This is a genomic window from Halorarius halobius, assembly GCF_024298865.1.
In the GTDB taxonomy this organism is placed as follows: Archaea; Halobacteriota; Halobacteria; order Halobacteriales; family Haloarculaceae; genus Halorarius; species Halorarius halobius.
Window position 1 is genome coordinate 610,572 of the sequence record NZ_CP101161.1, and the last position, 20,142, is coordinate 630,713.

A 20,142-nucleotide genomic window follows, 5' to 3' on the forward strand; every position below is an offset into this window, starting at 1 on the left:
CCGTCGAGTGGGCGTCATGACCGACGCGAACGAGCGGTTCCTCGCTGACCACGACCACCTCCGGGACCTCGGCATCGCCATCACGGACCAGCGCGAGGGGTACGTGCGCCTGCGGCTCCCGCACGACGACGCGCTGACGAACCCGGGGTCCGACGCGATGCAGGGCGGCGTCGTCTCGACGCTCATCGACCACGGCGGCGGCGCGGCGCTCCGGACGACGCTGGACGAGCCGCTGGAGACGCCTCACGCGTCGACGGAGCTGAACGTGAGCTTCGTCCAGCCGGCGACCGACGACCTCGTCGCGGAGGCCGAGGTGGTGCGGTCGGGCTACTCGCGGGGCGTCGTCACGGTGGAGGTGCGCCGCGAGGGCGACGGGGAGACCGTCGCCACCGGACGCGTCTCGCTGTACATCGGCCGGGAGTGAGGACCGCTACTCCAGCGTCGTCAGGGCGCCGACGGGCGCGTCGACCCGCTCACGCGCCCGGTCGATGCCCTCCTCGCCGACGCCGATGAGCGCGAACACGCCGGTGACGTCCGCGCCCGCGCGGTCCGCGATGTCCAGGAGGAGTTCCTGCGTCTCGCCCGAGCGGATGAGGTCGTCAACGACCAGCACCGTGTCGCCGGAGCCGATGGCCCGCGCGGGGAGGTAGTAGGTGAGTTCGATACCCGAGTCGAGCCGCTGGCGCGACTCGATGAACTCCTCGACGGCCGTCTCCTTCGACTTCTTCGCGTACGCGACGGTCGCGCCGAAGTGGGAGGCCATCGCCGACGCGAGCGTGATGCCGTCGGTCGCCGCAGTCAACACCACGTCCGGCGCGTCGAACGCGAACGCCTCGGCGGCGACCGGCGCGACGAGGTCCAGAAGCGACTGGTCGAACACGACCTGCGAGTTGTCGACGTAGCCGTCCCGGTCACGCTCGATGCGGGCGGCGAGTTCGTCGGCGAGCATCTCGCGGCCGACGCCGCCGACGACCGCCTCGGCGCGCTCGACGCCGGGGAGGACGTGGCCGTTGACGTAGCGGTTCAGGTCGCCCGCCGGCAGTCCCGTCTCGGCGGCGAGTTCGTCGTACGTCCGCGTCTCCTTCAGCGTCCGCAACACGTCGACCGCCTGCAACTGGAGGGCGGCCTTCTCCGCTCTGTTCATACCCACAGTTGCGTAGGTGTGCGACTATGGGGGTTTCGGTCCGCTACGGAAGGAATCTATCCACGCGCGTGGTCACTCGGCGTCGGCGAGCAGTTCGGAGGCCGTGACGAGCGCCTCCAGTTCCACGTCCGCGTCCGCGAGGTTCTCGCGGGCGCCCTCCTCGCGGTCCACGACGACGAGCACGCGGTTCACGACCGCGCCCGCCTCCCGGAGCGCCTCGACGGCGTCGACGGCCGACTGGCCGGTGGTGGCGATGTCCTCGAGGACGACCACCTCCTCGCCCGGTTCGAAGGCGCCCTCGATGCGGTTGCCGGTGCCGTACTCCTTGGCCTTCTTGCGGACGATGACGTAGGGGGTGCCCGTGGCGACGCTGGTGGCCGCGACGAGGGGGACGGCCCCGAGCGCGACGCCCGCGAGTTTGGTGTCTCCGACCCGTTCGGCGAACGCGTCGGCGATGAGTTCCAGACACCGCGGCTCCGTCTCGAACAGGTACTTGTCGACGTAGTAGTCGGAGGTGCCGCCGTGTGACAGTTCGAACTCGCCGAACTTCACGGCCTCGGCCTCCCGCAGGGCGGCGATGAGTTCGTCGTTGGCCATGCGCGAGCGTCGGTCGGCGGCCGTGGTAAACCCCCCGATAGCCGCCCACACGGGGGGAGAAGGGCTTTACCGAGTGCGGCCGTGCGGCCGACGATGCCCTCCAGACGCCGCTTGCTGACCGCGGCCGCCGCGCTCTCGACGACGCTGGCCGGCTGTACCGACGGCTCGACACCCGGAACGCCCACCGGGACACCACCCCCGAGCGAGACGCCGTCCGCTCCCTCGGCCACGCCGAGAGCGGGCGCGGACCCGGCCGTCCGGTGGTCCCGCGAGTTGCCCCACGCGGCGCTGACCGCCCCCCGCATCGGCGTCGGTCCCGACGCACCCGAACCGGCGCTGTACGTCGGCCGTGACGCCACGGATGGGGAGACAGCCGACTCGTTCCCGTTCTACGCGCTGTCCCTGCAGGACGGGTCGACGGCGTGGCGCGTCGACCTCCCGAACCCGGTCCAGCACGACCCCGTCGTGAAGGGCGACCGCGTGTACGTCGCCACGGGCCGCCCGAGCAAGCGTGAGGCGACCGACCTCTACGCGCTGTCGCTCGCCGACGGCCACGTCGTCTGGTCGTTCGAGGGGAACGGGCCGGTGTTCCCGATGGACGCCACGGAAGAGACGGTGGTCGTGGGCCAGCGCGACGACGAGGTCGGCCCCCGCGGCGAGTCGCTGTACGCCCTGGCGGCCGGCGACGGGAGCCAACGGTGGCGCGTCGACAGCGGCGACGCCGTCGGCGCACGACGCTACCGCGACACGCTGTTCGCGGAGACGTTCGGTGGCCTGCGCGCGCTCGACCCGGCGACGGGCGACCAGCGGTGGCAGGTCACCGCCGACGAGAGGGTCGACGGCCCGGCGTACAACCGGGAGTCGGTGTTCGTCGGCACCGACGCGGTGCAGGCGCTCGCGCTCGCCTCCGGCGACGAACAGTGGTCCCGCTCGTTCGAGTTCACCGTCTCGGGCGTCACCGACGCCCCGGGCGCGCTCGGCGAGACGGTGTACGTCGGCGACTACGACGGCCGCCTGCTCGCGCTGTCGCCGCTGTCGGGCGAGACACGGTGGACCGCGGAGGGGTTCCGCGGGCAGTTCTCGCCGACCGCCCGCCGGTTCTCGGGCGACCTGTTCGTCTCCAGCAGAACCGTCGCCCGCCTCGACCCCGTCTCCGGTGAGGTGCGGTGGCGGTACGAGCCCGACACGCGAGGCTATCTCGGCGTCGACCCCGGGCCGGAGACGGTGTTCGTCGACGCCCCGCGGGCGGGGCTGGTCGCCGCGCTCGCGTTCGACGGCACCGAGCGGTGGACGTACCGCCCCGACGGCTACGCCGGGAGCGACGCGGCGGGAAACACCGTCGTCGTCACCGCCGGCGGGACGGTCGTCTCGCTGAACGGCAAGAAGGAGGCGTAGTCAGACGGCTTCCGGCCCGGTCTTCCCGGTACGAATCTGGTGGGCGTTCTCCACCGGTAGGACGAACACCTTTCCGTCGCCCGGTTCGCCCGTCGTCGCCGCGTCGCGGATGGCTTCCGCGACCTCGGCGGCGGGCACGTCCGCGACGACGCACTCCACCTTCACCTTCTGGTGGAGGTCGACCGTGTACTCCTCGCCGCGCCACTGGCCGGTCTTCGCCGGTTGCGAACCGCGCCCCGAGACGTTCGTCACCGTCAGCGAGGGCGCACCCACTTCGGCGAGGCCGCGCTTGACGTCCGCGAGCTTGTCCGGGCGGATGAACGCCATCACGAGCTTGATGTCGCCGTCGTTGGGGCGGCCGCCGTCCGTGCGGACGATACCGTCGTCCCCGACGACGCGGCCCCCGTCGGCGGCCGTCTCGGGCCCCCCGAACTCGGGGTAGGTGTCGACGCCGTGTTCCGAGACGTCGAGCCCCTCGCGTTCGTGGTCGGGGGAGACGCGGGCCTCACCCAGCGACCGCAGGAGCCCGAACACCGCCGCGGTCGCGGCGACGGTCCAGGCCGTGATGAGCACCACCAGTGCCACCTGCCCGACGAGCGCGTCGAGGAAGAAGGCGGCGTCGAAGCCGGCCGCCCACGTCGGCACCGCGACCACCGGGTACAGCAGAGCCCCGAGCAGGCCCGCGGAGCCGTGGACCGGGAAGACGGCACAGACGTCGTCGATCTTCAGCCGCTTCTCGACGAACCCGAACACGAGCGGCAGTTGTGCGCCCGCGACGAGGCCGACGAACAGCGCGCCGACCCAGAGGATGTCGTCGGTGATGGAGGTGATGCCCACCAGCCCCGCGAGCATCCCGTTGGCGACGTACAGCGTGTCGACCTTGCCGGTCTTGTACAGCGCCGTGCCGCCCGCGCCGATGGCGCCGGCGGCCATTCCGAGCGTCGTCGTGAGCGCGACCCGACCGACGTAGTCGAACGCGCCCAGCGAGAGGATGCCCTCGTCCGCGGCGGCGGTCGCGTCGAACACCGATGCCGCGGTGCCGACGTTGAACCCGTACCAGCCGAACGCGAGGATGAGCGTCCCCAGCACCGCGAACGTCAGCGAGTGGCCGGGGATGACGTTCACCGAGCCGTCGGTGTTGTAGCGGTCCATCCGCGGGCCGATGATCCACGCCGCGGTCAGGCCGGCGACCCCGCCCATCCCGTGGACGATGACGCCGCCCGCGAAATCGTGGAAGCCGATGGTCGAGAGGATGCCGCCGCCCCACGTGAAGCCGACGACGACGGGGTAGATGACTGCCGCCAGCAGTATCGTGTAGGTGACGTACGCGCGGAGCTTCGCGCGGCCGGCGACCGCGCCCGACACGATGGTCGCGGCGGTCATCGCGAACACCGCGCCGAACAGCCAGCTCACCCAGCCGTCCGACCCGGCCGACCACGTCGCCGTGAGGTCGGCGAGCGCGTACTCGCCGCCGCCGGTCAGGCCGCCGACGATGGTGGAGACGCCCGCGCCGACGAGGAAGAAGGCGATGACGCCGATGCTCCACGTCAGCATGTTCTTCGTCAACTGGTTGGCGACGTTCTTCGAGCGCACCTGCCCCGCCTCCAGCATGGCGAAGCCGGCGTGCATGAAGAAGATGAGGAACGTGACCGTCAGCACCCACAGGAGGTTCACCCCCTCCGCGAGCGCGGCCACGTCCACCCCCGACTGCAAGGCGATACCGTTCATTCGCAATCACGTGGACGAGCGTCCACCTTCGTCTCGTATTCTACCATAGTTTGACTCCAACTCACGTCCAGCCGTGACGGAACTATCCTACATAAGCGTTAGCTTGAAAATCGCAAAGTTGTCTGGAGTATAAGGAACGGGCGTCCAATATGCCGTACGATATTACGGATATAAGGTCGTTCTTCGTCAAGGAATCGTGCGTTCGTCGCGAGAGAGTCTGGACGGCCGTCCACCGCCTGACGCGCGGGAACGGGCCACACGGGCCGACGCGCGGTCGCTACAGCAGGCCGCGTCGGTCGCCCTCTGTCGCGGTCCGGACCGCGGCGTCCGCGACGACGCGCTGAACGCGGTCGTCCATCGCCAGCGCCGCGAGGAACGCCTCGCGGCCGGTGTCGTCCGTGAACCGACAGACGGCGAGGAGGTTGTCGCCGCCGGTCAACTCGAACACCGCGTGGGCCCCGCCGAGCGTGCGGAGGCAGTCGGCCACCCCGTCGACGTCGCCGGGCGCGACGGCCAGCCGGACGACGACGGTCCGGGCGTCGAGGGCGTCGTGGTCGACGAGCGGCGCGTACCCCCGTATCCGGCCGTCCGATTCGAGTGCATCCAGTCGCCCCTCGTCGACCGCGAGGCCGGCGCGGCCGACGCGCTCGTCCGCGCGCCGGCGGGCCGGCTCCTCCCCCCCGGAGCGCCCGGACACGGTCAGACCGCTTCCGGCCCCGTCTTGCCGGTGCGGATCTGGTAGGCCGCGTCGACGGGCAGGACGAACACCTTCCCGTCGCCCGGCTCGCCGGTCTTGGCGGCCTCGCAGATGGCCTCCGCCACGTCGCTCCCCTCGACGTCGGCGACGACGCACTCGACTTTCACCTTCTGGTGGAGGTCCACCGTGTACTCCTCGCCGCGGTACTGGCTCGTCTTGGCGGGCTGAGAGCCGCGCCCGGAGACGTCCGTGACGGTCAGGGAGGGCGCGCCGACCTCGGCGAGCCCCCGCTTCACGTCAGCCAGTTTGTCGGGGCGGACGTACGCGACGACCATCTCGATGTCGCTCATTCGGACTCACCCCCGTCGGTCCGGAGTTCGCGGCCGCCGTCCGCGACGGCGGCGGGGCCGTCCCCACCGCTCTCGACGGTGAACTCGGGGTAGGCGGACATGCCGTGTTCGCCCTGGTCGAGCCCGACCTCCTCCTCCTCCTCGCTGACGCGCAGGCCGATGACCGCATCGATGGCGCCGAGCACGAGCATCGAGGTGAGGACGGTCCAGGTGCCGATGAGCAGCGAGCCGGCGACCTGCATGACGAGCTGGTTCAGCGAGAACCCGGCCACGTCGAAGAACGGGATGAGCATCGTCCCGATGAAGCCGGCCGACCCGTGGACGGCGAACACGCCACAGACGTCGTCGATGCCCAGCGAGTCGACGGCCCACCGGTAGACGAGCGGCGTCTGGACGCCGCCGACGATGCCGATGACGAGCGCACCGGGCCAGGAGACGTGGACGCAGGCGCCCGTGATGGCGACCAGCCCCGCGAGCAGACCGTTCGCGGCGAACAGCGGGTCGGGCTTCCCCTCCCGGACGGTCGTTACCATCGTGGAGGCGAGCATGCCGGCACCCATCGCCAGCGTCGTGTTGAGCGCGACCCGGCCGAGCGCGGCGCCGTTGAAGCCGCCGTCGCTCGTCAGCACCGTCGCCTGCGTGCCGACGTTGAACCCGTACCAGCCAAAGGCGAGGATGAGCGTCCCGATGACCGCAAAGAGGACGCTGTGGCCCGGAATCGGCTTCGCGTCGCCGTTGCTGTCGAACCGGCCCTTGCGCGGGCCGACCATGTAGGCGGCGGTCAGACCCGCGATGCCGCCCATCGCGTGGACGACCGTCGCGCCCGCGAAGTCCTTGTAGCCGACGCCGAGCGCCTCCCCGAGGAACCCCGTCGAGGAGAGCAGACCGGTGCCGCCCCACGTCGACCCCGAGACGACGGGGTAGAGGACGGCGACCAGCACGAACGCGTAGACGACGTACGCGGAGTACTTCATCCGCTCGGCGACCGCGCCCGACACGATGGTCGCGGCGGTCATGGCGAAGACGGCGCCGAACAGCCAGCCGACCCACGCCGTGGGGTCGTTGACGTACGCGAACGCCGAGGAGACCGAGAACTCGACGCTCGGCGAGCCGAGCATCCCCGCCATCGCGGAGACGCCCGCCCCCACGAGGAAGAACACCAGCACGCCCATCGACCAGTCGGTCATGTTCTTCATCACGACGTTGCCGGCGTTCTTGGCGCGTACCTGTCCGGCCTCCAGCAGCGCGAACCCGGGCTGCATGAAGAAGATGAGGAACGTCACCACCAGCACCCACACCGCGTTGATGCTGTCGGCGATGGCGGTGATGTCACCCTGCATCGGAACGAACTCCATCATCAGTCAGTACCTCCGTCAATCGGACTGCAAACGTCCATGTTTTCTCCTTTTTCGGCCATGTTCGTGACCTCGTATGCGGTCGATGCTCACGGAGGTTTGCTATATAATGGTTTGGTTGCGAGTTTCAGAATTTCCGCCGCAACTAATGACGTTCGTTCGAAATGCGATACAATAATATCAATATAAGGTCGTTCTTCGTTAGAGAACCGGACGCGCGTCGGTCGGGGAACTGGACGGTCGTCAACGGCAGAATCTGCCGAACGTGGGGTGTGACGCTTGCACGCGCGACGGACGTAGCCCGAGCGGGGAGTCGCTCCGGACGTTACAGTAGTTCCGCGACGTCCTCGGCGAAGTAGGTGAGAATCAGGTCCGCGCCCGCCCGCTTGATGGACAGCAGCGACTCGTGAGCGACCGCCTCCAAATCGAGCCACCCCTGCTCGGCGGCGGCGTGGAGCATCGCGTACTCGCCGGAGACGTTGTAGGCGGCGACGGGCCGGTCGACGGACTCGCGGACGTCCCGCACCACGTCGAGATACGGGAGCGCGGGCTTGACCATCACCACGTCCGCGCCCTGCTCGACGTCGAGACGGACCTCCCGCTTCGCTTCCCGGCGGTTCGCGGGGTCCATCTGGTAGTGGCGCCGGTCGCCGAACGCGGGTGCGCCGTCGGCGGCATCGCGGAACGGTCCGTAGAACGCGGAGGCGTACTTCGCGGCGTACGCCATGATGGGCACGTCCGCGAGGCCTGCCCCGTCGAGCGCCTCGCGAATGGCCGCGACCTGTCCGTCCATCATCCCCGAGGGCGCTATCATGTCGGCGCCGGCCTCGGCCTGCGAGACGGCGGTCTTCGCGTACAACTCGAGCGTCGCGTCGTTGCGGACGGTCAACTCGGGGTCCGCGGCGGCGTCGGATTCTAGCACGCCACAGTGGCCGTGGTCGGTGTACTCGCACAGACAGAGGTCAGCGATGACGTAGGCGTCGGTCCGGTCGGTGATGCGGCGGGTCGCCCGCTGGACGACGCCGTCCTCCGCGTACGCGCGACTTCCCTCCGGGTCCTTCGATTCGGGGATGCCGAACAGCATCACCGCTTCGACGCCCGTCTCCATGACCTCGCGCACCCGGGCGACACTCTCCTCGACGGGGACCCGCTCGTGGCCCGGCATCGACTCGATGGGGACCCGCTCGTCGGCCGTCGCGTCGACGAACACGGGCGCGATGAGGTCCGACGCCGACACCGACGTCTCCGAGACCATCTCGCGGACGCCGTCGCCACGCAGGCGACGTGGCCGCTCGGTGAACTCCATGCCCGGGGTTACGAGGGGAGGGTCAAAACCACATCGTTCGGTGTCAAAAGGGATTTACCGGCGCCTGAGTTACCGCAGGTAGATGCTGTCGTCCCTCCAGAGCGGGTCGATTCCCCCCATCATCGAGAACGCGCTCCGGGAGGCGATGCCCGTGGTCCGTGACATCCTGAACTCCGAGTACGCCTTCCTCATCCTGCTGGGCGTGTTCGTGCTCGAGGGGGCGATGCTGATGTACGTGATGCCCAGCGAGGGCATCGTCCCCGCGGCCATCCTCCTGCTGGGGGAGTCGCCCGTCGAGTACGCGCTCATCATCGGCGTCGCCGTCGTCGGTGCGACAATCGGCCAGTTCGCGCTGTTCTCGCTGGCGAAACGCGGCGGCCGCGAGTACCTGCTGGAGAAGCGCTGGTTCCGCATCTCCGAGGAGAAACTCGACCGGTTCGACGGCTGGTTCGACCGGTGGGGGCCGGTCGTCGTGCCCGTCTCGAACTCCCTGCTTTTCACCCGCGGGATGCTCACCGTCCCCGCGGGGCTCGCGGAGATGGACGACCGGGAGTTCGTGGCGTTGTCGGCGCTCGGAACGCTCTCCTTCGAGTGTATCCTCGCGGCCATCACGCTCGGCCTGCTCGGCGCGCTGTAGTGTGGGTGTGCCAACAGTTCTCAGTTTCACGGAACGGCTAAGGGGGCCCCTCTACTCGGTTCAGGTATGCCAGGACCCGTATTCCTCGCGGGTGACGCCGTCGCCCTCCATCCCATCGAGGAGGACGACCTCGAGTTCACCCAGCGGTACAGCAACGACCCCCGCATCCGTCATGGGCTGACGACATCCGAGCCACAAAACGCCTACGAGACCCAGCAACGGCACGAACAGCACAGCGACACCGACGACGGCGTCGGCCTGCTGGTCGTCCCCGACGGCACCGACGAGCCCGTCGGCATCATCGTCCTGTTCGACATCGACGACACCCACGGCACCGGGGAACTCGCCTGCTGGGTCGTCCCGGACGCGCAGGGCAACGGCTACGCCACCGAGGCCACGGCGCTGATGGTCGACCACGCGCTCGGGGAGCGGCGGCTCCACAAGGTCATCGCCCGTGCGCTGGTCGGCAACGAGGCGTCGCGCGGCGCGCTCGAATCCGTCGGCTTCGTCGAGGAGGGCGTCCAGCGCGACGAGAAGTACGTCGACGGCCGGTTCCGTGACGTGATGCGCTACTCGATTCTCACCGACGAGTGGGGTGGTGTCTGATGCCGGGCCCCGCGTTCCGAACGGGCGAGGCGGTCGCGCTCCACACGGTCGAGGAGGACGACCTCGAGTTCCTCAAGCGCCTCCGCAACGACCCGGAGATTCGCCACGGGATGACGTTCTCCCGGCCGGAGAACGAGACGGCCATCGAGGAGTGGTTCGAGGAGCACGTCTCCGAGACGACAGGCGAGGGCGCACAGTTCCTCGTCTGTCCGCGCGACGCCCCCGGTGACCCCGTCGGCTTCGTCTCGCTGTTCGACGTCGAGCGCCCCGAGTCCCACGGCGACATCGCCTACTTCCTCGACCCCGACGAGCGGGGCAACGGCTACGCGACCGCGGCCGTCGAACTCCTCGTCGGCTACGCCATCGAGGAACAGCGGCTCCACCGGGTTCACGCGGTCGCGCTGGCCGGCAACGAGGCGTCGCGTCGCGTGCTCGAACGGGTCGGCTTCGTCGAGGAGGAGACCCGGCGCGCGGAGAAACTCGTCGACGGCGAGTTCCGCGACGCCGTCTCCTACTCGATTCTCGCCGAGGAGTGGGGTGATTCCTGATGCCGGGGCCGTTGTTCCGGCGGACGACCGACGGCGAGGTGTCGCTTCGCCCACGCGAGCGCGAGGACAACGAGTTCTACCACCGGAACGTCAACGACCCCGCAGTGCGGCGGCTCCTGCGGAACACCGAGCCGAAGAACCTGCGGGCCATCGACGGGGAGTTCGAGGAGCACTCCGGTAACGACGGCGACTACGACGGCTACGGGTTCGTCATCTGCGCCGAGGGCGACGACGGTCCCACGCCCGTCGGCTCAATCGGCATCTGGCGCATCGACCACGTCAACGCGAACGCGTGGATGGGCGCGTGGGTCGACCCCGAGTTCCACGGCGAGGGGTACGCACCCCGCGGCGCGGCGCTCATCGTCGAGTTCGCGTTCACCGAGTTGAACCTCAATCGGGTGCAGACGGGCGTGTTCGAGCCGAACCGCCCCTCCCAGCGCGTGATGGAGAAACTCGGCTTCGAGCGCGAGGGCGTCCAGCGACAGGAGAAGTTCATCGACGGCGAGTTCGTCGACACCTACCTGTACGCGATGCTCCGCGAGGACTGGGACGGCGACGAGTGGCTGTAGCGAGCAGGCGACCCCGTGGTCGGCGGGGCGGTGGGTCGCACGACGGCCGAGTTCGCCCCGCCGCAGTAGTTACGTCACGAGGTCGGTGGTTGCGGATTCGGTGATAAAGTTCAGGGAGGCGCGCGCTGGCCGCGACGCCGTGCGCGGCCAGCGGCGTGCGAGGGACCAAGCCGCGACCGGGGCGCGGTTCGACCGGAGGGAGAACCGCGTGGCGAACGGCGAGCGTAGCGAGCCGTGAGCAAGGGAGCGGCGCGGTGTCTTTTTCCTCCAGTGTTTGCCGGCGAGCCGGAGGCTTGCCGTGCAAACACTGGACTAGAAGGAGACGTCCGTCTCCATCCCCTCGGTGGCGTCCTCCAGGCCGTCCTCCTTGACCTCCTCGGTCATGTTCGCCGAGAGGTCCGCGTCCGTGAACGCGTCCTCGAACTCGGACTGGAAGCGATGGGAGACCCGCCGGGCGGCGTTCTGCGCCTCCACGACCCGCACGTAGCGGCGCACCGTCGAGGCCGACACGTCCAGTTCCTCGGCCATCGCGTCGACGGTCATGTCTGCCGCGAGCATCTCGCGGAGGTCCGCAAGCGTGAACGGCGCGTCGGTGTCGCGCTCGCGAACGAGATGCAGGTCCATCCGCGCGCGGAACACGACGCTCCGGGAGACATCGAGCGCCTCCGCGATGTCCGTGTCGCTGTCGCCTTCGTAAAATCCGCGGACGACACGGGCGAGCGCCTCGTCGTCGAGGTCGGTCCCGAACTCCGTGGCCTCCCGCATCTCCGCGACCACCTCCCGCACGCGGTCCGCGTCTCCATCCTGGCCGGTCAAGGAACCCCGCTCGTCCGCCTGCTCCTCGGTCACGGTGTCCTCGTCCGTGACGTCGATGAAGATGTCGCGGAGTTCCTCTGTCTTCTCGTCCATCGTGACTGCAGAAGTACACTCTCGGCGTATTTATACCTGCCGGGGGGATGCGTCAACCGACAGTTCCAAGTTCGTTTACGGGAACCACGGCGTATGCTCGGTACTGACACGGCGCAGGAGGGTGAGCGATGAGCACGGAGACGCGGAACGTCGACCTCGTCGGGCAAGAGGTGGCGTGGAACCTCGCCCGGACGGCGGTGTTCGCCGCGCTGATGGGTGCGTTCGCGTTCGTCTCGTTCCCGTACCCGCTGTCGCCGGCGCCGGTCACCCTGCAGGTGCTCGGCGTGTTCCTCGCGGGCATCATGCTCGGCCCGGTGTGGGGCGGGGTGGCGATGGTGCTGTACCTGCTGGCGGGCGTCGTCGGCGCGCCGGTGTTCGCCGGCGGCACCGCCGGCCTCGGCACGCTGTTCGGCGCGAGCGGCGGCTACCTGCTGTCGTACCCCATCGCCGCCGCGGCCATCGGCTACGTCGTCCACGGCCGGGAACTCGGCTCCTTCCGCGACGTGGGCGTCGGTCGGCTCGTCGCCGGGATGGCCGTCGGCACCGTCGTCATCTACGCGCTCGGCACCGCACAGCTGTATCTCGTCCTGCGGTCGTCGCCCGAGTGGACGCTCTTGCGGGCCGTCGTCGCCGGCGCCGTCGTGTTCCTGCCCGCGGAGGCGCTGAAGATGGCCGCCGCGCTCGGCATCGTCCGCTCGGACGCCATCACGGCCGAATGATAGCGACGCGGGACCTCGTCCATCGGCGCGGCGACACCGTCGCCGTGGACGGCGTCTCGCTGGCCATCGACGACGACGAGTACGTCGTGCTCGCGGGGCCGAACGGCGCCGGCAAGACGACGCTCGTCCGCCACTTCAACGGCCTGCTCGACCCCGACTCCGGCGAGGTGCTGGTCGACGACACCCGGGTGCAGGAGGACCTCGTCGCCGCCCGCACCAGCGTCGGGATGGTGTTTCAGGACCCCCGCGACGGGTTCGTCGCCGCGACGGTCGGCGGCGACGTGGCGTTCGGCCCCGAGAACCTGGGGCTCGCGCACGACGAAATCGACCGCCGGGTCACGGCGGCGCTGTCGGCGGTCAACATGGCCGACCGGCGCGAGGAGCGCATCGACGAACTCTCGGGCGGCGAGCAGGCGCGTGTCGCCATCGCGGGCGCGCTGGCGATGGAACCCGACCACCTCGTCCTCGACGAACCGTTCGCCGGCCTCGACTGGCCCGCCCGTCAGTCCGTCATGGAACGGCTGACCGACCTCGCGGAGGCGGGCACGGGCGTCGTCGTCGTCACCCACGACCTGCGCGACCACCTGGCGGTCGCGGACCGCGTGGTCGTGATGAACGACGGACAGGTGGCGCTCGACGCGCCGCCCGACGACGCCGCCGGCGAACTCGACGCGCTGGGCGTCCGGCCGTGCTGAGATACACGCCGGGCGACTCGCCGGCCCACCGGCTCGACCCCCGAACGAAACTGTTCGTGCAGGCGGCGTTCGTCGCGGCCGCGTTCGCCCACACCACCCCCCGAGGACTGGCGGTGCTGACCGCCGTCGCCGTCGGCCTGCTGGCGGCCGCCCGACTCCGGCCCTGGCGGGTCGCGTACGGCTACCGCTACGCGCTCCCCATCCTGCTTGCGGCCCCGCTCGTCGCGGGGGCGACGCTCGGTCCGCCCTGGCTCCGAATCGAGGCGACGCTGGCGACCGCACTGGCCTCCTATCGCGTCCTGCTCGTGCTCGTCGTGAGCGCCTTCTACGTCCACACGACCCCCGCCCGGGAGTCGCGGGCCGCCATCCAGCGGAGCGTCCCCGGGAAACCGGGCCAGTTTCTCGGCCTCGGCGTCGGCTTCGTGTTCCGCTTCCTCCCCGTGTTGCGCGACGACCTGGGGCGGATTCGGCAGGCGTCGGCGGCCCGCCTGGGCGACCGCCGGCCGGTCCACGAACGGATGCGACAGGTCGCCGTCGGCGGCCTGAACCGCGCGCTCTCGCGAGCCGACACCTTCGCGCTCGCCCTGCAGGCCCGGTGTCTCGCGTGGAACCCGACGCTCCCGGACCTCCGATTCTCGCGGGCCGACTGGTGGGGGGTCGCCGCCGGGGGCGCGCTGGCCGCGTTCGCGCTGGTATAACTCCACCGGCAAAACACGGCCTCAGACGCTGAAACCGCCGTATTTCGCAAGGATTGCATCTGCGGGTAAGAAGATTTAAGCGCGTCACGTCCCCTTGCGTGACTATGCCTGTGACGCCGCCCCTGCAAGCGGGCGAAACGATCACCCGGGAGACGTTCTGGCAGATCACGCCGACCGGCGAGGTCACCTTCTACTACCTCGCGGCCGTGACCATCGTCGTCTTCTTCTACGGGGTGTACAGCCGGTTCGCCCGCTACGCCGAGGGCGACGACGACTGGTTCGACCGCCTCGACGACCTGCCGGGCCGGGTCGTCGACGCCGCGAAAATCGTCGCATCGAACGAGAAACAGTTCAACCGCGACCTCGTCGGAGGGGTGATGCACGCGTTCATCATGTGGGGGTTCTTCACCCTGCTCATCGGGACCGCCATCATCGGATTCGACATCGACATCTACCGGAATCTCACGATGCTTCTGACGGGCGAGCGACAGTCGTTCTTCGTGGGTGACTTCTACCTCTCGTACTCGCTGGTGATGGACGCGCTCGGCTTCCTGTTCGTCGTCGGGCTCGGCATCGCACTGTACCGCCGGTACGTCACCCGCAACGAGCGGCTCCACGGCAAGCACACCAACTGGGAGGACGCCTTCCTCGTGTGGTCGCTGTTCCTGCTCGGCGTCGGCGGCTACCTCGTCGAGGGGATGCGCATCCTCGGGACCGGCTTCCCCGAGTTCGAGACCGTCTCGTTCGTCGGCTGGTTCGTCGCCGACGTGTTGCTCGCGGCCGGCCTCACCCCCGAGGCCGCCACCGCGCTGTACCCGCTGGCGTGGTGGAGCCACGCACTGCTGGCGTTCGTGTTCATCGCGGCCATCCCGTACGCGAAGCCGTTCCACATGATCTCCTCCTTTGCGAACGTCGTCACCCGTGACGAGAAGGCCGGCCAGCGCCTGCCCGGCGTCCCCGCGGATCTCGACGCCGACACGGGCGCGGAGTCCATCGACTCCTTCTCGTGGAAGGAGATGCTCGACCAGGACGCCTGCACGAAATGCGGCCGCTGTTCGTCGGTCTGTCCCGCCAACGCCTCCGGGCGCAACCTCGACCCGCGCGACGTCATCCTCGACCTGAAGCAGTACCGCGAACAGGTCGACGCCGGCGGCGAGACCAAGGAGATAATCGCCGACGGCGGCGACTCCGTCATCGCCGCCGAGACGATGGAGTCCTGCATGGCCTGCATGGCCTGCATGGACGCCTGCCCGGTCGAAATCGAGCACCTCAAGAGCTTCACGCGGATGAACCGCCAACTCACCGACCAGGGCGACCTGCAGGCGCCCATCCAGGAGGTGTTCCAGAACGTGATGCAGAAGGGCAACACGTTCGGCGACCCCCAGCGCAAGCGCGCCAACTGGGCGGACGAACTCGAGTTCGACATCACGGACGCCCGCGATGAGTCGGTCGACTACCTCTGGTACGTCGGCGACTACCCCAGCTACGACGACCGGAACAAGAAGGTCGCGCGGTCGCTGGCGAAGATACTCCAGCACGCCGACGTGAGCTTCGGCATCCTGTTCGACGACGAGAAGTACGACGGCAACGACATCCGCCGGGTCGGCGAGGAGTTCCTGTTCGTGGAACTGGCGGGCCACCACGTCGAGTCGTTCGAAGAGTGCGAGTTCGACAACATCGTCTGCACCGACCCCCACTCGTACAACACGTTCAAGAACGAGTATCCGGAGGTCGACTTCGAGGAGTTCGCGGACGACCCCATGATGCCGTTCGAAATCGAGGAGGCCTGGAACCAGGACGGCGAGGTGGACGTGCTCCACTGGACGCAGGCCGTCGAGGAACTCGTGAACGACGGCGCACTCGGGCTCTCGGGGACGGAACTCGACTACACCGTCACCTACCACGACCCCTGCCACCTCGGCCGGTTCAACGACGAGTACGAAGCGCCCCGCGAACTGGTGCGTGCGACCGGCTGTGACCTCCACGAGATGCCGCGCAACCGCGCCAACTCCTACTGCTGTGGCGGCGGCGGCGGCGGGCTCTGGATGGAGCTCGACGAGGAGGAAAAACCCAGCGAGGAGCGCCTTCGCGAGGCGCTGGAGGACACCGACGCGGGCGACGCCGTCGAGAAGTTCGTCGTCGCCTGCCCGATGTGCATGACGATGTACGAGGACGGCCGCAAGACCGGCGGCTTCGAGGAGGAAATCGAGATCGTCGACGTGGCGGAACTCATCGTCGAGGCGCTGGAATCGAACGGCGGGCCGGCGGTCGGCGCCGCGGATACGGGTGCCGCACCCGCCGACGACTGACCTTACAGGAGTTCCTCCACCTCGTCGCGCACGGCCCGCAGGACCGCGGTCGCGCCCCCTGCGGCCCGCACGAGGTCCCGCTGTTGGCTGTAGTCGATGAGGCCCACCTCCTCCAGCACGGGGACGTGGGTGTGATACAGCGAGAAGTAGACGTCCCGCACCAGTTCGTCCGGGACCGCCGTACGGTCCGCGTCCAGTTCCCGTTCGGCGACGTGTTCGGCCAGGTCGGGGAGCGATACGGTCCGGTGGTCGACGACGAACCGAACCACAGTTCGTCGGCGGCCGTGTGCCAGCGCGCGGAACCCGGCGTCCACCTCGCTCATGTATCCGTCACGCCACCCCGAGCGGTATCAACGTACCGTGTACGACCGGCTTACCCGCCGGTTTATCATCCGAGACGCCGCGACCCGACCGTGACCGGCAACGACCGGCGCGTGCCGGGTGGACGCGCCGAGTAAGCCCTGGCTGGGAGGGGCGACCACCCCGTCGGGTGCGAGCGCGGGCACGGTTTTTAGTCTCCGCCCGAACAGTAGCGAGCAGATGGAGGGCGTTCTCTGGTACGTGCTGGCGAGTTCCCGGGGCGGGCCCACGCGGGCCGAACTCGTCCGGGCGCTCGACGAGCGGCCGCGGAACGCCAACCAACTGGCCGAGGCACTGGGCTACGACTACACGACCATCCGGCACCACCTCGACGTGTTGCTGGACAACGGCGTCGTTCGGCGCGCGGGCGACGACTACGGCGCCGTCTACCTGCTGACCGAGCAGGCGGAGGCGAACCGCGAGACGCTCGAGGAGATACTGGGGACCGTGCTATGAGTTCGGACGAAATTTGGAAACGACCTATACGGGCGAACTGCGAAGGGGTGAACCGATGAGCCTCTGGCTCGACGCGGCCCGCGTCGCCGCGGCCGTGAACGTGCTACTGCTGCTGGGGTTGGGGTGGGTCTGGCTCCAGGGCTACCGACGCCACGGGGCACAGCACACGCTGGCGATGCTTGTCGTCGCGGCCTTCCTCCTCGTGGAGAACGCGCTGTGGCTCTACTTCTATCTCGTCCACCCGGCGTTCATCGGCTGGTTCACGGAGACTACGGTCGAGGTGCAAGCCGGGATGACCCTGCTGTGTGGTCTCGAACTCGTCGCGTTAGCGTTCCTCGCGTACATCACCTGGCAGTAGCCGGGAGGTGGGACGAACTTTGGACGCAGTTCGGAAAACGCTGATACGGCCGTCCGTGCCACCGTCTCGCATGGCACCCTCACGACGCACGTTCCTCGGCGGCGTGGCGCTGACGGTCGGCCTCGCTGGCTGTACGGGCGGCCCGGGCGGGCAGGCGGACACCGAATCACCGACCGAGTCGGCGACGGCAACCGAAACGTCGACCCCGACGAGCACCGACGCGGGAACGCCGGCCGCCGACGCGACGGTGGTCGTCGGCCCGGACGGCTCGCTCGTCTTCGACCCCGAGACCCTCGAGGTCGAGGTGGGCGCGACGGTCCGGTTCCGGTGGGACTCCGGCGGCCACACCGTCACCGTCGACTCCCAGCCCGAAGGAGCGAACTGGGAGGCCACGGGCCAGTCGACGGAGAGCGCCGGCTTCACCCACACCCACACGTTCGACGTGGCGGGCCGGTACGACTACTACTGCGTCCCGCACCGCGGCGCGGGGATGGTCGGCTCGGTGGTGGTCGGCGACGACGCGATGGCGTCGGACACCGCGACCACGATGCCGACCGACTCACCCACCCCGACCGACGGGGACGACGGTGGGGGCGGCTACGGCGGCGACTACTGAACCGAGAGTTCAAGTACCGGAACGCGGCCACGGCCCCCGATGCACGCGTTCAGCGACCTCGCCACCGCCGCGTACTGTCCCCGGAAACTGTACTACCGGCTCCGCGAGGGCGACCACACGGTGCCCGAGACGGTCCGCGAGCGGCGGAGCCTCGCCTTCCGCTACCCGGAGCTCCGGGACCCCGACGACGACCTCTCGAGGGAGCCCATCGCGGTCACGCCGACCCAGTACCGGACGAACCTCGCGTGTGCCCGCGAGCGGCTTGACGCGTGGGACGCACTCGCGAACCCCCCGCGGACGAACGTCCTGCTCGAAGGCCGAGAGGCGCGCGGCATCGCCCACAAGGTGCTCGAGGACCCGCTCGCCGTCTCCGTCGTCTCGGCGGGCGACCCGCCCGACGAGGGCGCGTGGCGACCACAGACGGCACGGGCCGTCGCGGCCGCGAAGGCGCTGTCGTGGGAGGAAGAGGTCGAAGTGGGCCACGCCTACGTCGAGTACCCGGCCCACGGCGTCGTCCGCAAACTCCCGCTGTCGACGCGGCGGAAGGCCATCTACCGGGAGGCGGTCACCCGCGCCGACGCCATCGACGGGCCGCCGGCCCGCCTCTCGGACGACGCGCGGTGTGACCCCTGCGAGTACCGCGAGGAGTGCGGCGTGACGACCCGGTCACTCAGGTCGCTGCTGTAGCCACGCCTCGATGTCGTCCGCGAGCGGGCCGCGCCGGTGTATCTCGCCGGCCTCGACGTCCACGACGGTCGAGCCGCCCCCCGGCGTCTCGCCCCCGTCGACCACGACCGCGGCCGCATCGCGTATCTCCGGGTCGAGGTCGGCGACCCGGCGGGCACTCCCGCGGCCGGAGACGTTCGCGCTCGTCGCCGTTATCGGGAGGGCGAGCCGCTCAAGCAGCGCCAGCGCCACCTCGTGGTCCGGGATGCGGACGCCGACGCGGTCGCGGCCGCCGGTGAGGACGTCCGGCACGCCGGGACCGCGCTCCACGACAACCGTGACCGGGCCGGGGAGGAACTCGCGCATGAACTCGAGTTCGCGCTCGGTGGGGCTGGTCACGCCGCGGGCGGCGGCGACGGAGTCGACGGCCAGCGACACCGGCTTCGAGCGGTCGCGCCGCTTCGCCTCGAACACGCGCTCGACGGCGTGGCGGTTCGTGACGTCCGCGCCGAGCCCGTACACCGTCTCGGTCGGGTAGACGACGAGCCCGCCGTCCCGGATGGCCTCGGCGGCGCGGTCGAGCGTCTCCTCGTCCATGCTACAGGTCGTCGACGGCCTCCTCGACGGCGTCGTACGGCGGGAAGTCGGGCCACTCCTCGGCGACCCACGCCCACCGGACCGTCATGTCGGTGTCGACGACGTAGACGGCGGGCTTCGGCTCCGCGATACCCGTCATCCCGTCGAGGTCGTGGACGATGCCGTACTGCTCGGCGACCTCGTTCGAGGGGTCCGAGAACAGCCGGAACGCCTCGAAGTCGCGCCACTCGCGCAGGAACTCCTCGTGCTCGTACGGCGTCGAGATGGAGAGGCCGACTACGTGGGCGTCCCAGTCGTCGACCCACTCGCGGTCGCGAATCTCCTGCCAGATGTACGTCGCCGGGAAGTCGCCGTCCATCGGGTGGAAGACGAGCACGACCGGGTCGTCGGCCGCGAGCTCCGACAGCGACCGGTCCTCCCAGAACTCGTCGGTTGCGAGCGGCCGGGTGAAGTCGGGCGCGGTCTCGCCCGCGGCGACGTGGTCGGACGCCTCGAACTCGACGACGTCGAACCCCAGCTCCATTCAGGCGTCACCTCCCGCACCGTCGGCGCGAACCGACTCCTGTTCCCGCTGGCCGTACGTCGCCTCGACGTAGTCGACGATGTTGGCGCTCTCGGACATCGTGACGCCGGTCGATTCGTCGACGAGCGCCGGGACGGTGCGGGCGCCGGTCAGCCGCTTGACCGCGTCGCGTCGGGAGTGGCGCGCCTCCACGAACCGGGACCGGTACGGTACGTCGTTGTCCTGCAGGACCCGTACGACCCGCTCGCAGAACGGACAGCCCTGGAGCCGGTAGAGCGTGATGGCCGTGTCGTCGGACATGCGA

Annotated in this window: 26 protein-coding genes; 14 read left to right on the top strand and 12 right to left on the bottom strand. The window is 69.6% G+C overall.

The window, feature by feature from the left end; all coding sequences use genetic code 11:
* The first annotated feature begins 16 nt into the window (after positions 1 to 16).
* On the top strand, positions 17 to 424 hold the full coding sequence (locus tag NL112_RS03155) for a PaaI family thioesterase (protein WP_255151181.1): 408 nt from the start codon (positions 17 to 19) through the stop codon (positions 422 to 424).
* A 6-nt stretch (positions 425 to 430) separates the two neighbouring features.
* Here NL112_RS03155 and NL112_RS03160 read toward each other — a convergent pair whose 3' ends face one another.
* Positions 431 to 1,144: a phosphoribosyltransferase family protein gene (locus NL112_RS03160; RefSeq protein ID WP_255151182.1), complete on the bottom strand. Its 714-nt coding sequence runs from the start codon at positions 1,142 to 1,144 to the stop codon at positions 431 to 433.
* Between the two features lie 72 nt (positions 1,145 to 1,216).
* The gene (pyrE, locus tag NL112_RS03165) at positions 1,217 to 1,741 is read right to left on the bottom strand and encodes an orotate phosphoribosyltransferase (protein ID WP_255151183.1); all 525 of its coding nucleotides are present in this window, start codon (positions 1,739 to 1,741) and stop codon (positions 1,217 to 1,219) included.
* A 93-nt stretch (positions 1,742 to 1,834) separates the two neighbouring features.
* On the opposite strand from pyrE, the gene NL112_RS03170 reads away from it, so the two are divergent.
* Complete coding sequence (locus NL112_RS03170) at positions 1,835 to 3,136, top strand: outer membrane protein assembly factor BamB family protein (protein WP_255151184.1); 1,302 nt, start codon at positions 1,835 to 1,837, stop codon at positions 3,134 to 3,136.
* On the opposite strand, the gene NL112_RS03175 is transcribed toward NL112_RS03170, so the two are convergent.
* The 5 genes from NL112_RS03175 to hemB form a co-directional block, all read right to left on the bottom strand.
* A complete protein-coding gene (locus NL112_RS03175; protein WP_255151185.1) occupies positions 3,137 to 4,864 on the bottom strand; it encodes an ammonium transporter in 1,728 nt (575 codons plus the stop codon).
* Positions 4,865 to 5,141: 277 nt separating this feature from the next.
* Positions 5,142 to 5,561 (bottom strand): hypothetical protein, encoded by a 420-nt coding sequence (locus NL112_RS03180; protein ID WP_255151186.1) that lies wholly within the window; start codon positions 5,559 to 5,561, stop codon positions 5,142 to 5,144.
* Positions 5,562 to 5,563: 2 nt separating this feature from the next.
* Positions 5,564 to 5,911 (bottom strand): nitrogen regulatory protein GlnK1, encoded by a 348-nt coding sequence (gene glnK1, locus NL112_RS03185; protein ID WP_255151187.1) that lies wholly within the window; start codon positions 5,909 to 5,911, stop codon positions 5,564 to 5,566.
* Positions 5,908 to 7,269 carry an ammonium transporter gene (locus NL112_RS03190; RefSeq protein ID WP_255151188.1) on the bottom strand — a complete coding sequence of 454 codons (1,362 nt, stop codon included), beginning with the start codon at positions 7,267 to 7,269 and terminating at the stop codon, positions 5,908 to 5,910. The genes glnK1 and NL112_RS03190 overlap by 4 nt, the downstream gene beginning before the upstream one ends.
* Positions 7,270 to 7,591: 322 nt before the next feature.
* Positions 7,592 to 8,572: a porphobilinogen synthase gene (hemB, locus tag NL112_RS03195; RefSeq protein ID WP_255151189.1), complete on the bottom strand. Its 981-nt coding sequence runs from the start codon at positions 8,570 to 8,572 to the stop codon at positions 7,592 to 7,594.
* 145 nt (positions 8,573 to 8,717) lie between these two features.
* Between hemB and NL112_RS03200 the strand changes: the two genes are divergently transcribed.
* The 4 genes from NL112_RS03200 (at position 8,718) to NL112_RS03215 (ending at position 10,932) form a co-directional block, all read left to right on the top strand.
* The gene (locus NL112_RS03200) at positions 8,718 to 9,209 is read left to right on the top strand and encodes a DedA family protein (protein WP_255152632.1); all 492 of its coding nucleotides are present in this window, start codon (positions 8,718 to 8,720) and stop codon (positions 9,207 to 9,209) included.
* Positions 9,210 to 9,275: 66 nt separating this feature from the next.
* A complete protein-coding gene (locus tag NL112_RS03205; RefSeq protein ID WP_255151190.1) occupies positions 9,276 to 9,815 on the top strand; it encodes a GNAT family N-acetyltransferase in 540 nt (179 codons plus the stop codon).
* Positions 9,815 to 10,363 (top strand): GNAT family N-acetyltransferase, encoded by a 549-nt coding sequence (locus tag NL112_RS03210; protein WP_255151191.1) that lies wholly within the window; start codon positions 9,815 to 9,817, stop codon positions 10,361 to 10,363. The genes NL112_RS03205 and NL112_RS03210 overlap by 1 nt, the downstream gene beginning before the upstream one ends.
* Positions 10,363 to 10,932: a GNAT family N-acetyltransferase gene (locus tag NL112_RS03215; RefSeq protein WP_255151192.1), complete on the top strand. Its 570-nt coding sequence runs from the start codon at positions 10,363 to 10,365 to the stop codon at positions 10,930 to 10,932. Before NL112_RS03210 ends, NL112_RS03215 begins: the two co-directional genes overlap by 1 nt.
* 312 nt (positions 10,933 to 11,244) lie before the next feature.
* On the opposite strand, the gene NL112_RS03220 is transcribed toward NL112_RS03215, so the two are convergent.
* Positions 11,245 to 11,841 (bottom strand): conditioned medium-induced protein 4, encoded by a 597-nt coding sequence (locus NL112_RS03220; RefSeq protein WP_255151193.1) that lies wholly within the window; start codon positions 11,839 to 11,841, stop codon positions 11,245 to 11,247.
* Positions 11,842 to 11,969: 128 nt separating this feature from the next.
* Here NL112_RS03220 and NL112_RS03225 point away from each other — a divergent pair, with 128 nt between their 5' ends.
* The 4 genes from NL112_RS03225 (at position 11,970) to NL112_RS03240 (ending at position 16,262) form a co-directional block, all read left to right on the top strand.
* Complete coding sequence (locus tag NL112_RS03225) at positions 11,970 to 12,560, top strand: biotin transporter BioY (RefSeq protein ID WP_255151194.1); 591 nt, start codon at positions 11,970 to 11,972, stop codon at positions 12,558 to 12,560.
* Positions 12,557 to 13,255, top strand: coding sequence for an energy-coupling factor ABC transporter ATP-binding protein (locus tag NL112_RS03230; RefSeq protein WP_255151195.1), 699 nt, complete (start codon positions 12,557 to 12,559; stop codon positions 13,253 to 13,255). The genes NL112_RS03225 and NL112_RS03230 overlap by 4 nt, the downstream gene beginning before the upstream one ends.
* Positions 13,249 to 13,953: an energy-coupling factor transporter transmembrane component T family protein gene (locus tag NL112_RS03235; protein ID WP_255151196.1), complete on the top strand. Its 705-nt coding sequence runs from the start codon at positions 13,249 to 13,251 to the stop codon at positions 13,951 to 13,953. The genes NL112_RS03230 and NL112_RS03235 overlap by 7 nt, the downstream gene beginning before the upstream one ends.
* Positions 13,954 to 14,057: 104 nt before the next feature.
* Positions 14,058 to 16,262, top strand: coding sequence for a heterodisulfide reductase-related iron-sulfur binding cluster (locus NL112_RS03240; protein WP_255151197.1), 2,205 nt, complete (start codon positions 14,058 to 14,060; stop codon positions 16,260 to 16,262).
* 2 nt (positions 16,263 to 16,264) lie between these two features.
* On the opposite strand, the gene NL112_RS03245 is transcribed toward NL112_RS03240, so the two are convergent.
* Entirely contained in the window at positions 16,265 to 16,585 is a 321-nt protein-coding gene (locus NL112_RS03245) for a DUF7344 domain-containing protein (RefSeq protein WP_255151198.1), read from the bottom strand.
* Positions 16,586 to 16,802: 217 nt separating this feature from the next.
* Here NL112_RS03245 and NL112_RS03250 point away from each other — a divergent pair, with 217 nt between their 5' ends.
* The 4 genes from NL112_RS03250 to NL112_RS03265 all read left to right on the top strand — a co-directional run bounded on the left by NL112_RS03250 (position 16,803) and on the right by NL112_RS03265 (position 18,739).
* Positions 16,803 to 17,078: a winged helix-turn-helix domain-containing protein gene (locus tag NL112_RS03250; protein WP_255151199.1), complete on the top strand. Its 276-nt coding sequence runs from the start codon at positions 16,803 to 16,805 to the stop codon at positions 17,076 to 17,078.
* Positions 17,079 to 17,133: 55 nt separating this feature from the next.
* The gene (locus NL112_RS03255; RefSeq protein ID WP_255151200.1) at positions 17,134 to 17,436 is read left to right on the top strand and encodes a DUF8036 family membrane protein; all 303 of its coding nucleotides are present in this window, start codon (positions 17,134 to 17,136) and stop codon (positions 17,434 to 17,436) included.
* A gap of 70 nt (positions 17,437 to 17,506) precedes the next feature.
* The gene (locus NL112_RS03260; RefSeq protein ID WP_255151201.1) at positions 17,507 to 18,052 is read left to right on the top strand and encodes a plastocyanin/azurin family copper-binding protein; all 546 of its coding nucleotides are present in this window, start codon (positions 17,507 to 17,509) and stop codon (positions 18,050 to 18,052) included.
* Between the two features lie 39 nt (positions 18,053 to 18,091).
* Positions 18,092 to 18,739 (top strand): hypothetical protein, encoded by a 648-nt coding sequence (locus tag NL112_RS03265; RefSeq protein WP_255151202.1) that lies wholly within the window; start codon positions 18,092 to 18,094, stop codon positions 18,737 to 18,739.
* Here NL112_RS03265 and NL112_RS03270 read toward each other — a convergent pair.
* From NL112_RS03270 to NL112_RS03280, 3 genes are read right to left on the bottom strand one after another with little or no spacing between them, the layout of a single operon-like run.
* Positions 18,719 to 19,315: an L-threonylcarbamoyladenylate synthase gene (locus tag NL112_RS03270; RefSeq protein ID WP_255151203.1), complete on the bottom strand. Its 597-nt coding sequence runs from the start codon at positions 19,313 to 19,315 to the stop codon at positions 18,719 to 18,721. The two genes, NL112_RS03265 and NL112_RS03270, sit on opposite strands and share 21 nt — an antisense overlap.
* Position 19,316: 1 nt before the next feature.
* On the bottom strand, positions 19,317 to 19,838 hold the full coding sequence (locus tag NL112_RS03275) for a redoxin domain-containing protein (RefSeq protein WP_255151204.1): 522 nt from the start codon (positions 19,836 to 19,838) through the stop codon (positions 19,317 to 19,319).
* Positions 19,839 to 20,138, bottom strand: a complete 300-nt coding sequence (locus NL112_RS03280) for a glutaredoxin family protein (protein WP_255151205.1) — start codon at positions 20,136 to 20,138, stop codon at positions 19,839 to 19,841.
* Between the last annotated feature and the right edge of the window lie 4 nt (positions 20,139 to 20,142).

Coding starts and splice junctions, on each gene's coding strand:
- NL112_RS03155 (WP_255151181.1), top strand. CDS start 17: ATGACCGACGCGAACGAGCGGTTCCTCGCTGACCACGACCACCTCCGG.
- NL112_RS03160 (WP_255151182.1), bottom strand. CDS start 1,144: ATGAACAGAGCGGAGAAGGCCGCCCTCCAGTTGCAGGCGGTCGACGTG.
- pyrE (WP_255151183.1), bottom strand. CDS start 1,741: ATGGCCAACGACGAACTCATCGCCGCCCTGCGGGAGGCCGAGGCCGTG.
- NL112_RS03170 (WP_255151184.1), top strand. CDS start 1,835: ATGCCCTCCAGACGCCGCTTGCTGACCGCGGCCGCCGCGCTCTCGACG.
- NL112_RS03175 (WP_255151185.1), bottom strand. CDS start 4,864: ATGAACGGTATCGCCTTGCAGTCGGGGGTGGACGTGGCCGCGCTCGCG.
- glnK1 (WP_255151187.1), bottom strand. CDS start 5,911: ATGAGCGACATCGAGATGGTCGTCGCGTACGTCCGCCCCGACAAACTG.
- NL112_RS03190 (WP_255151188.1), bottom strand. CDS start 7,269: ATGATGGAGTTCGTTCCGATGCAGGGTGACATCACCGCCATCGCCGAC.
- hemB (WP_255151189.1), bottom strand. CDS start 8,572: ATGGAGTTCACCGAGCGGCCACGTCGCCTGCGTGGCGACGGCGTCCGC.
- NL112_RS03200 (WP_255152632.1), top strand. CDS start 8,718: ATGCCCGTGGTCCGTGACATCCTGAACTCCGAGTACGCCTTCCTCATC.
- NL112_RS03205 (WP_255151190.1), top strand. CDS start 9,276: ATGCCAGGACCCGTATTCCTCGCGGGTGACGCCGTCGCCCTCCATCCC.
- NL112_RS03210 (WP_255151191.1), top strand. CDS start 9,815: ATGCCGGGCCCCGCGTTCCGAACGGGCGAGGCGGTCGCGCTCCACACG.
- NL112_RS03215 (WP_255151192.1), top strand. CDS start 10,363: ATGCCGGGGCCGTTGTTCCGGCGGACGACCGACGGCGAGGTGTCGCTT.
- NL112_RS03220 (WP_255151193.1), bottom strand. CDS start 11,841: ATGGACGAGAAGACAGAGGAACTCCGCGACATCTTCATCGACGTCACG.
- NL112_RS03225 (WP_255151194.1), top strand. CDS start 11,970: ATGAGCACGGAGACGCGGAACGTCGACCTCGTCGGGCAAGAGGTGGCG.
- NL112_RS03230 (WP_255151195.1), top strand. CDS start 12,557: ATGATAGCGACGCGGGACCTCGTCCATCGGCGCGGCGACACCGTCGCC.
- NL112_RS03240 (WP_255151197.1), top strand. CDS start 14,058: ATGCCTGTGACGCCGCCCCTGCAAGCGGGCGAAACGATCACCCGGGAG.
- NL112_RS03245 (WP_255151198.1), bottom strand. CDS start 16,585: ATGAGCGAGGTGGACGCCGGGTTCCGCGCGCTGGCACACGGCCGCCGA.
- NL112_RS03250 (WP_255151199.1), top strand. CDS start 16,803: ATGGAGGGCGTTCTCTGGTACGTGCTGGCGAGTTCCCGGGGCGGGCCC.
- NL112_RS03255 (WP_255151200.1), top strand. CDS start 17,134: ATGAGCCTCTGGCTCGACGCGGCCCGCGTCGCCGCGGCCGTGAACGTG.
- NL112_RS03260 (WP_255151201.1), top strand. CDS start 17,507: ATGGCACCCTCACGACGCACGTTCCTCGGCGGCGTGGCGCTGACGGTC.
- NL112_RS03265 (WP_255151202.1), top strand. CDS start 18,092: ATGCACGCGTTCAGCGACCTCGCCACCGCCGCGTACTGTCCCCGGAAA.
- NL112_RS03270 (WP_255151203.1), bottom strand. CDS start 19,315: ATGGACGAGGAGACGCTCGACCGCGCCGCCGAGGCCATCCGGGACGGC.
- NL112_RS03275 (WP_255151204.1), bottom strand. CDS start 19,838: ATGGAGCTGGGGTTCGACGTCGTCGAGTTCGAGGCGTCCGACCACGTC.
- NL112_RS03280 (WP_255151205.1), bottom strand. CDS start 20,138: ATGTCCGACGACACGGCCATCACGCTCTACCGGCTCCAGGGCTGTCCG.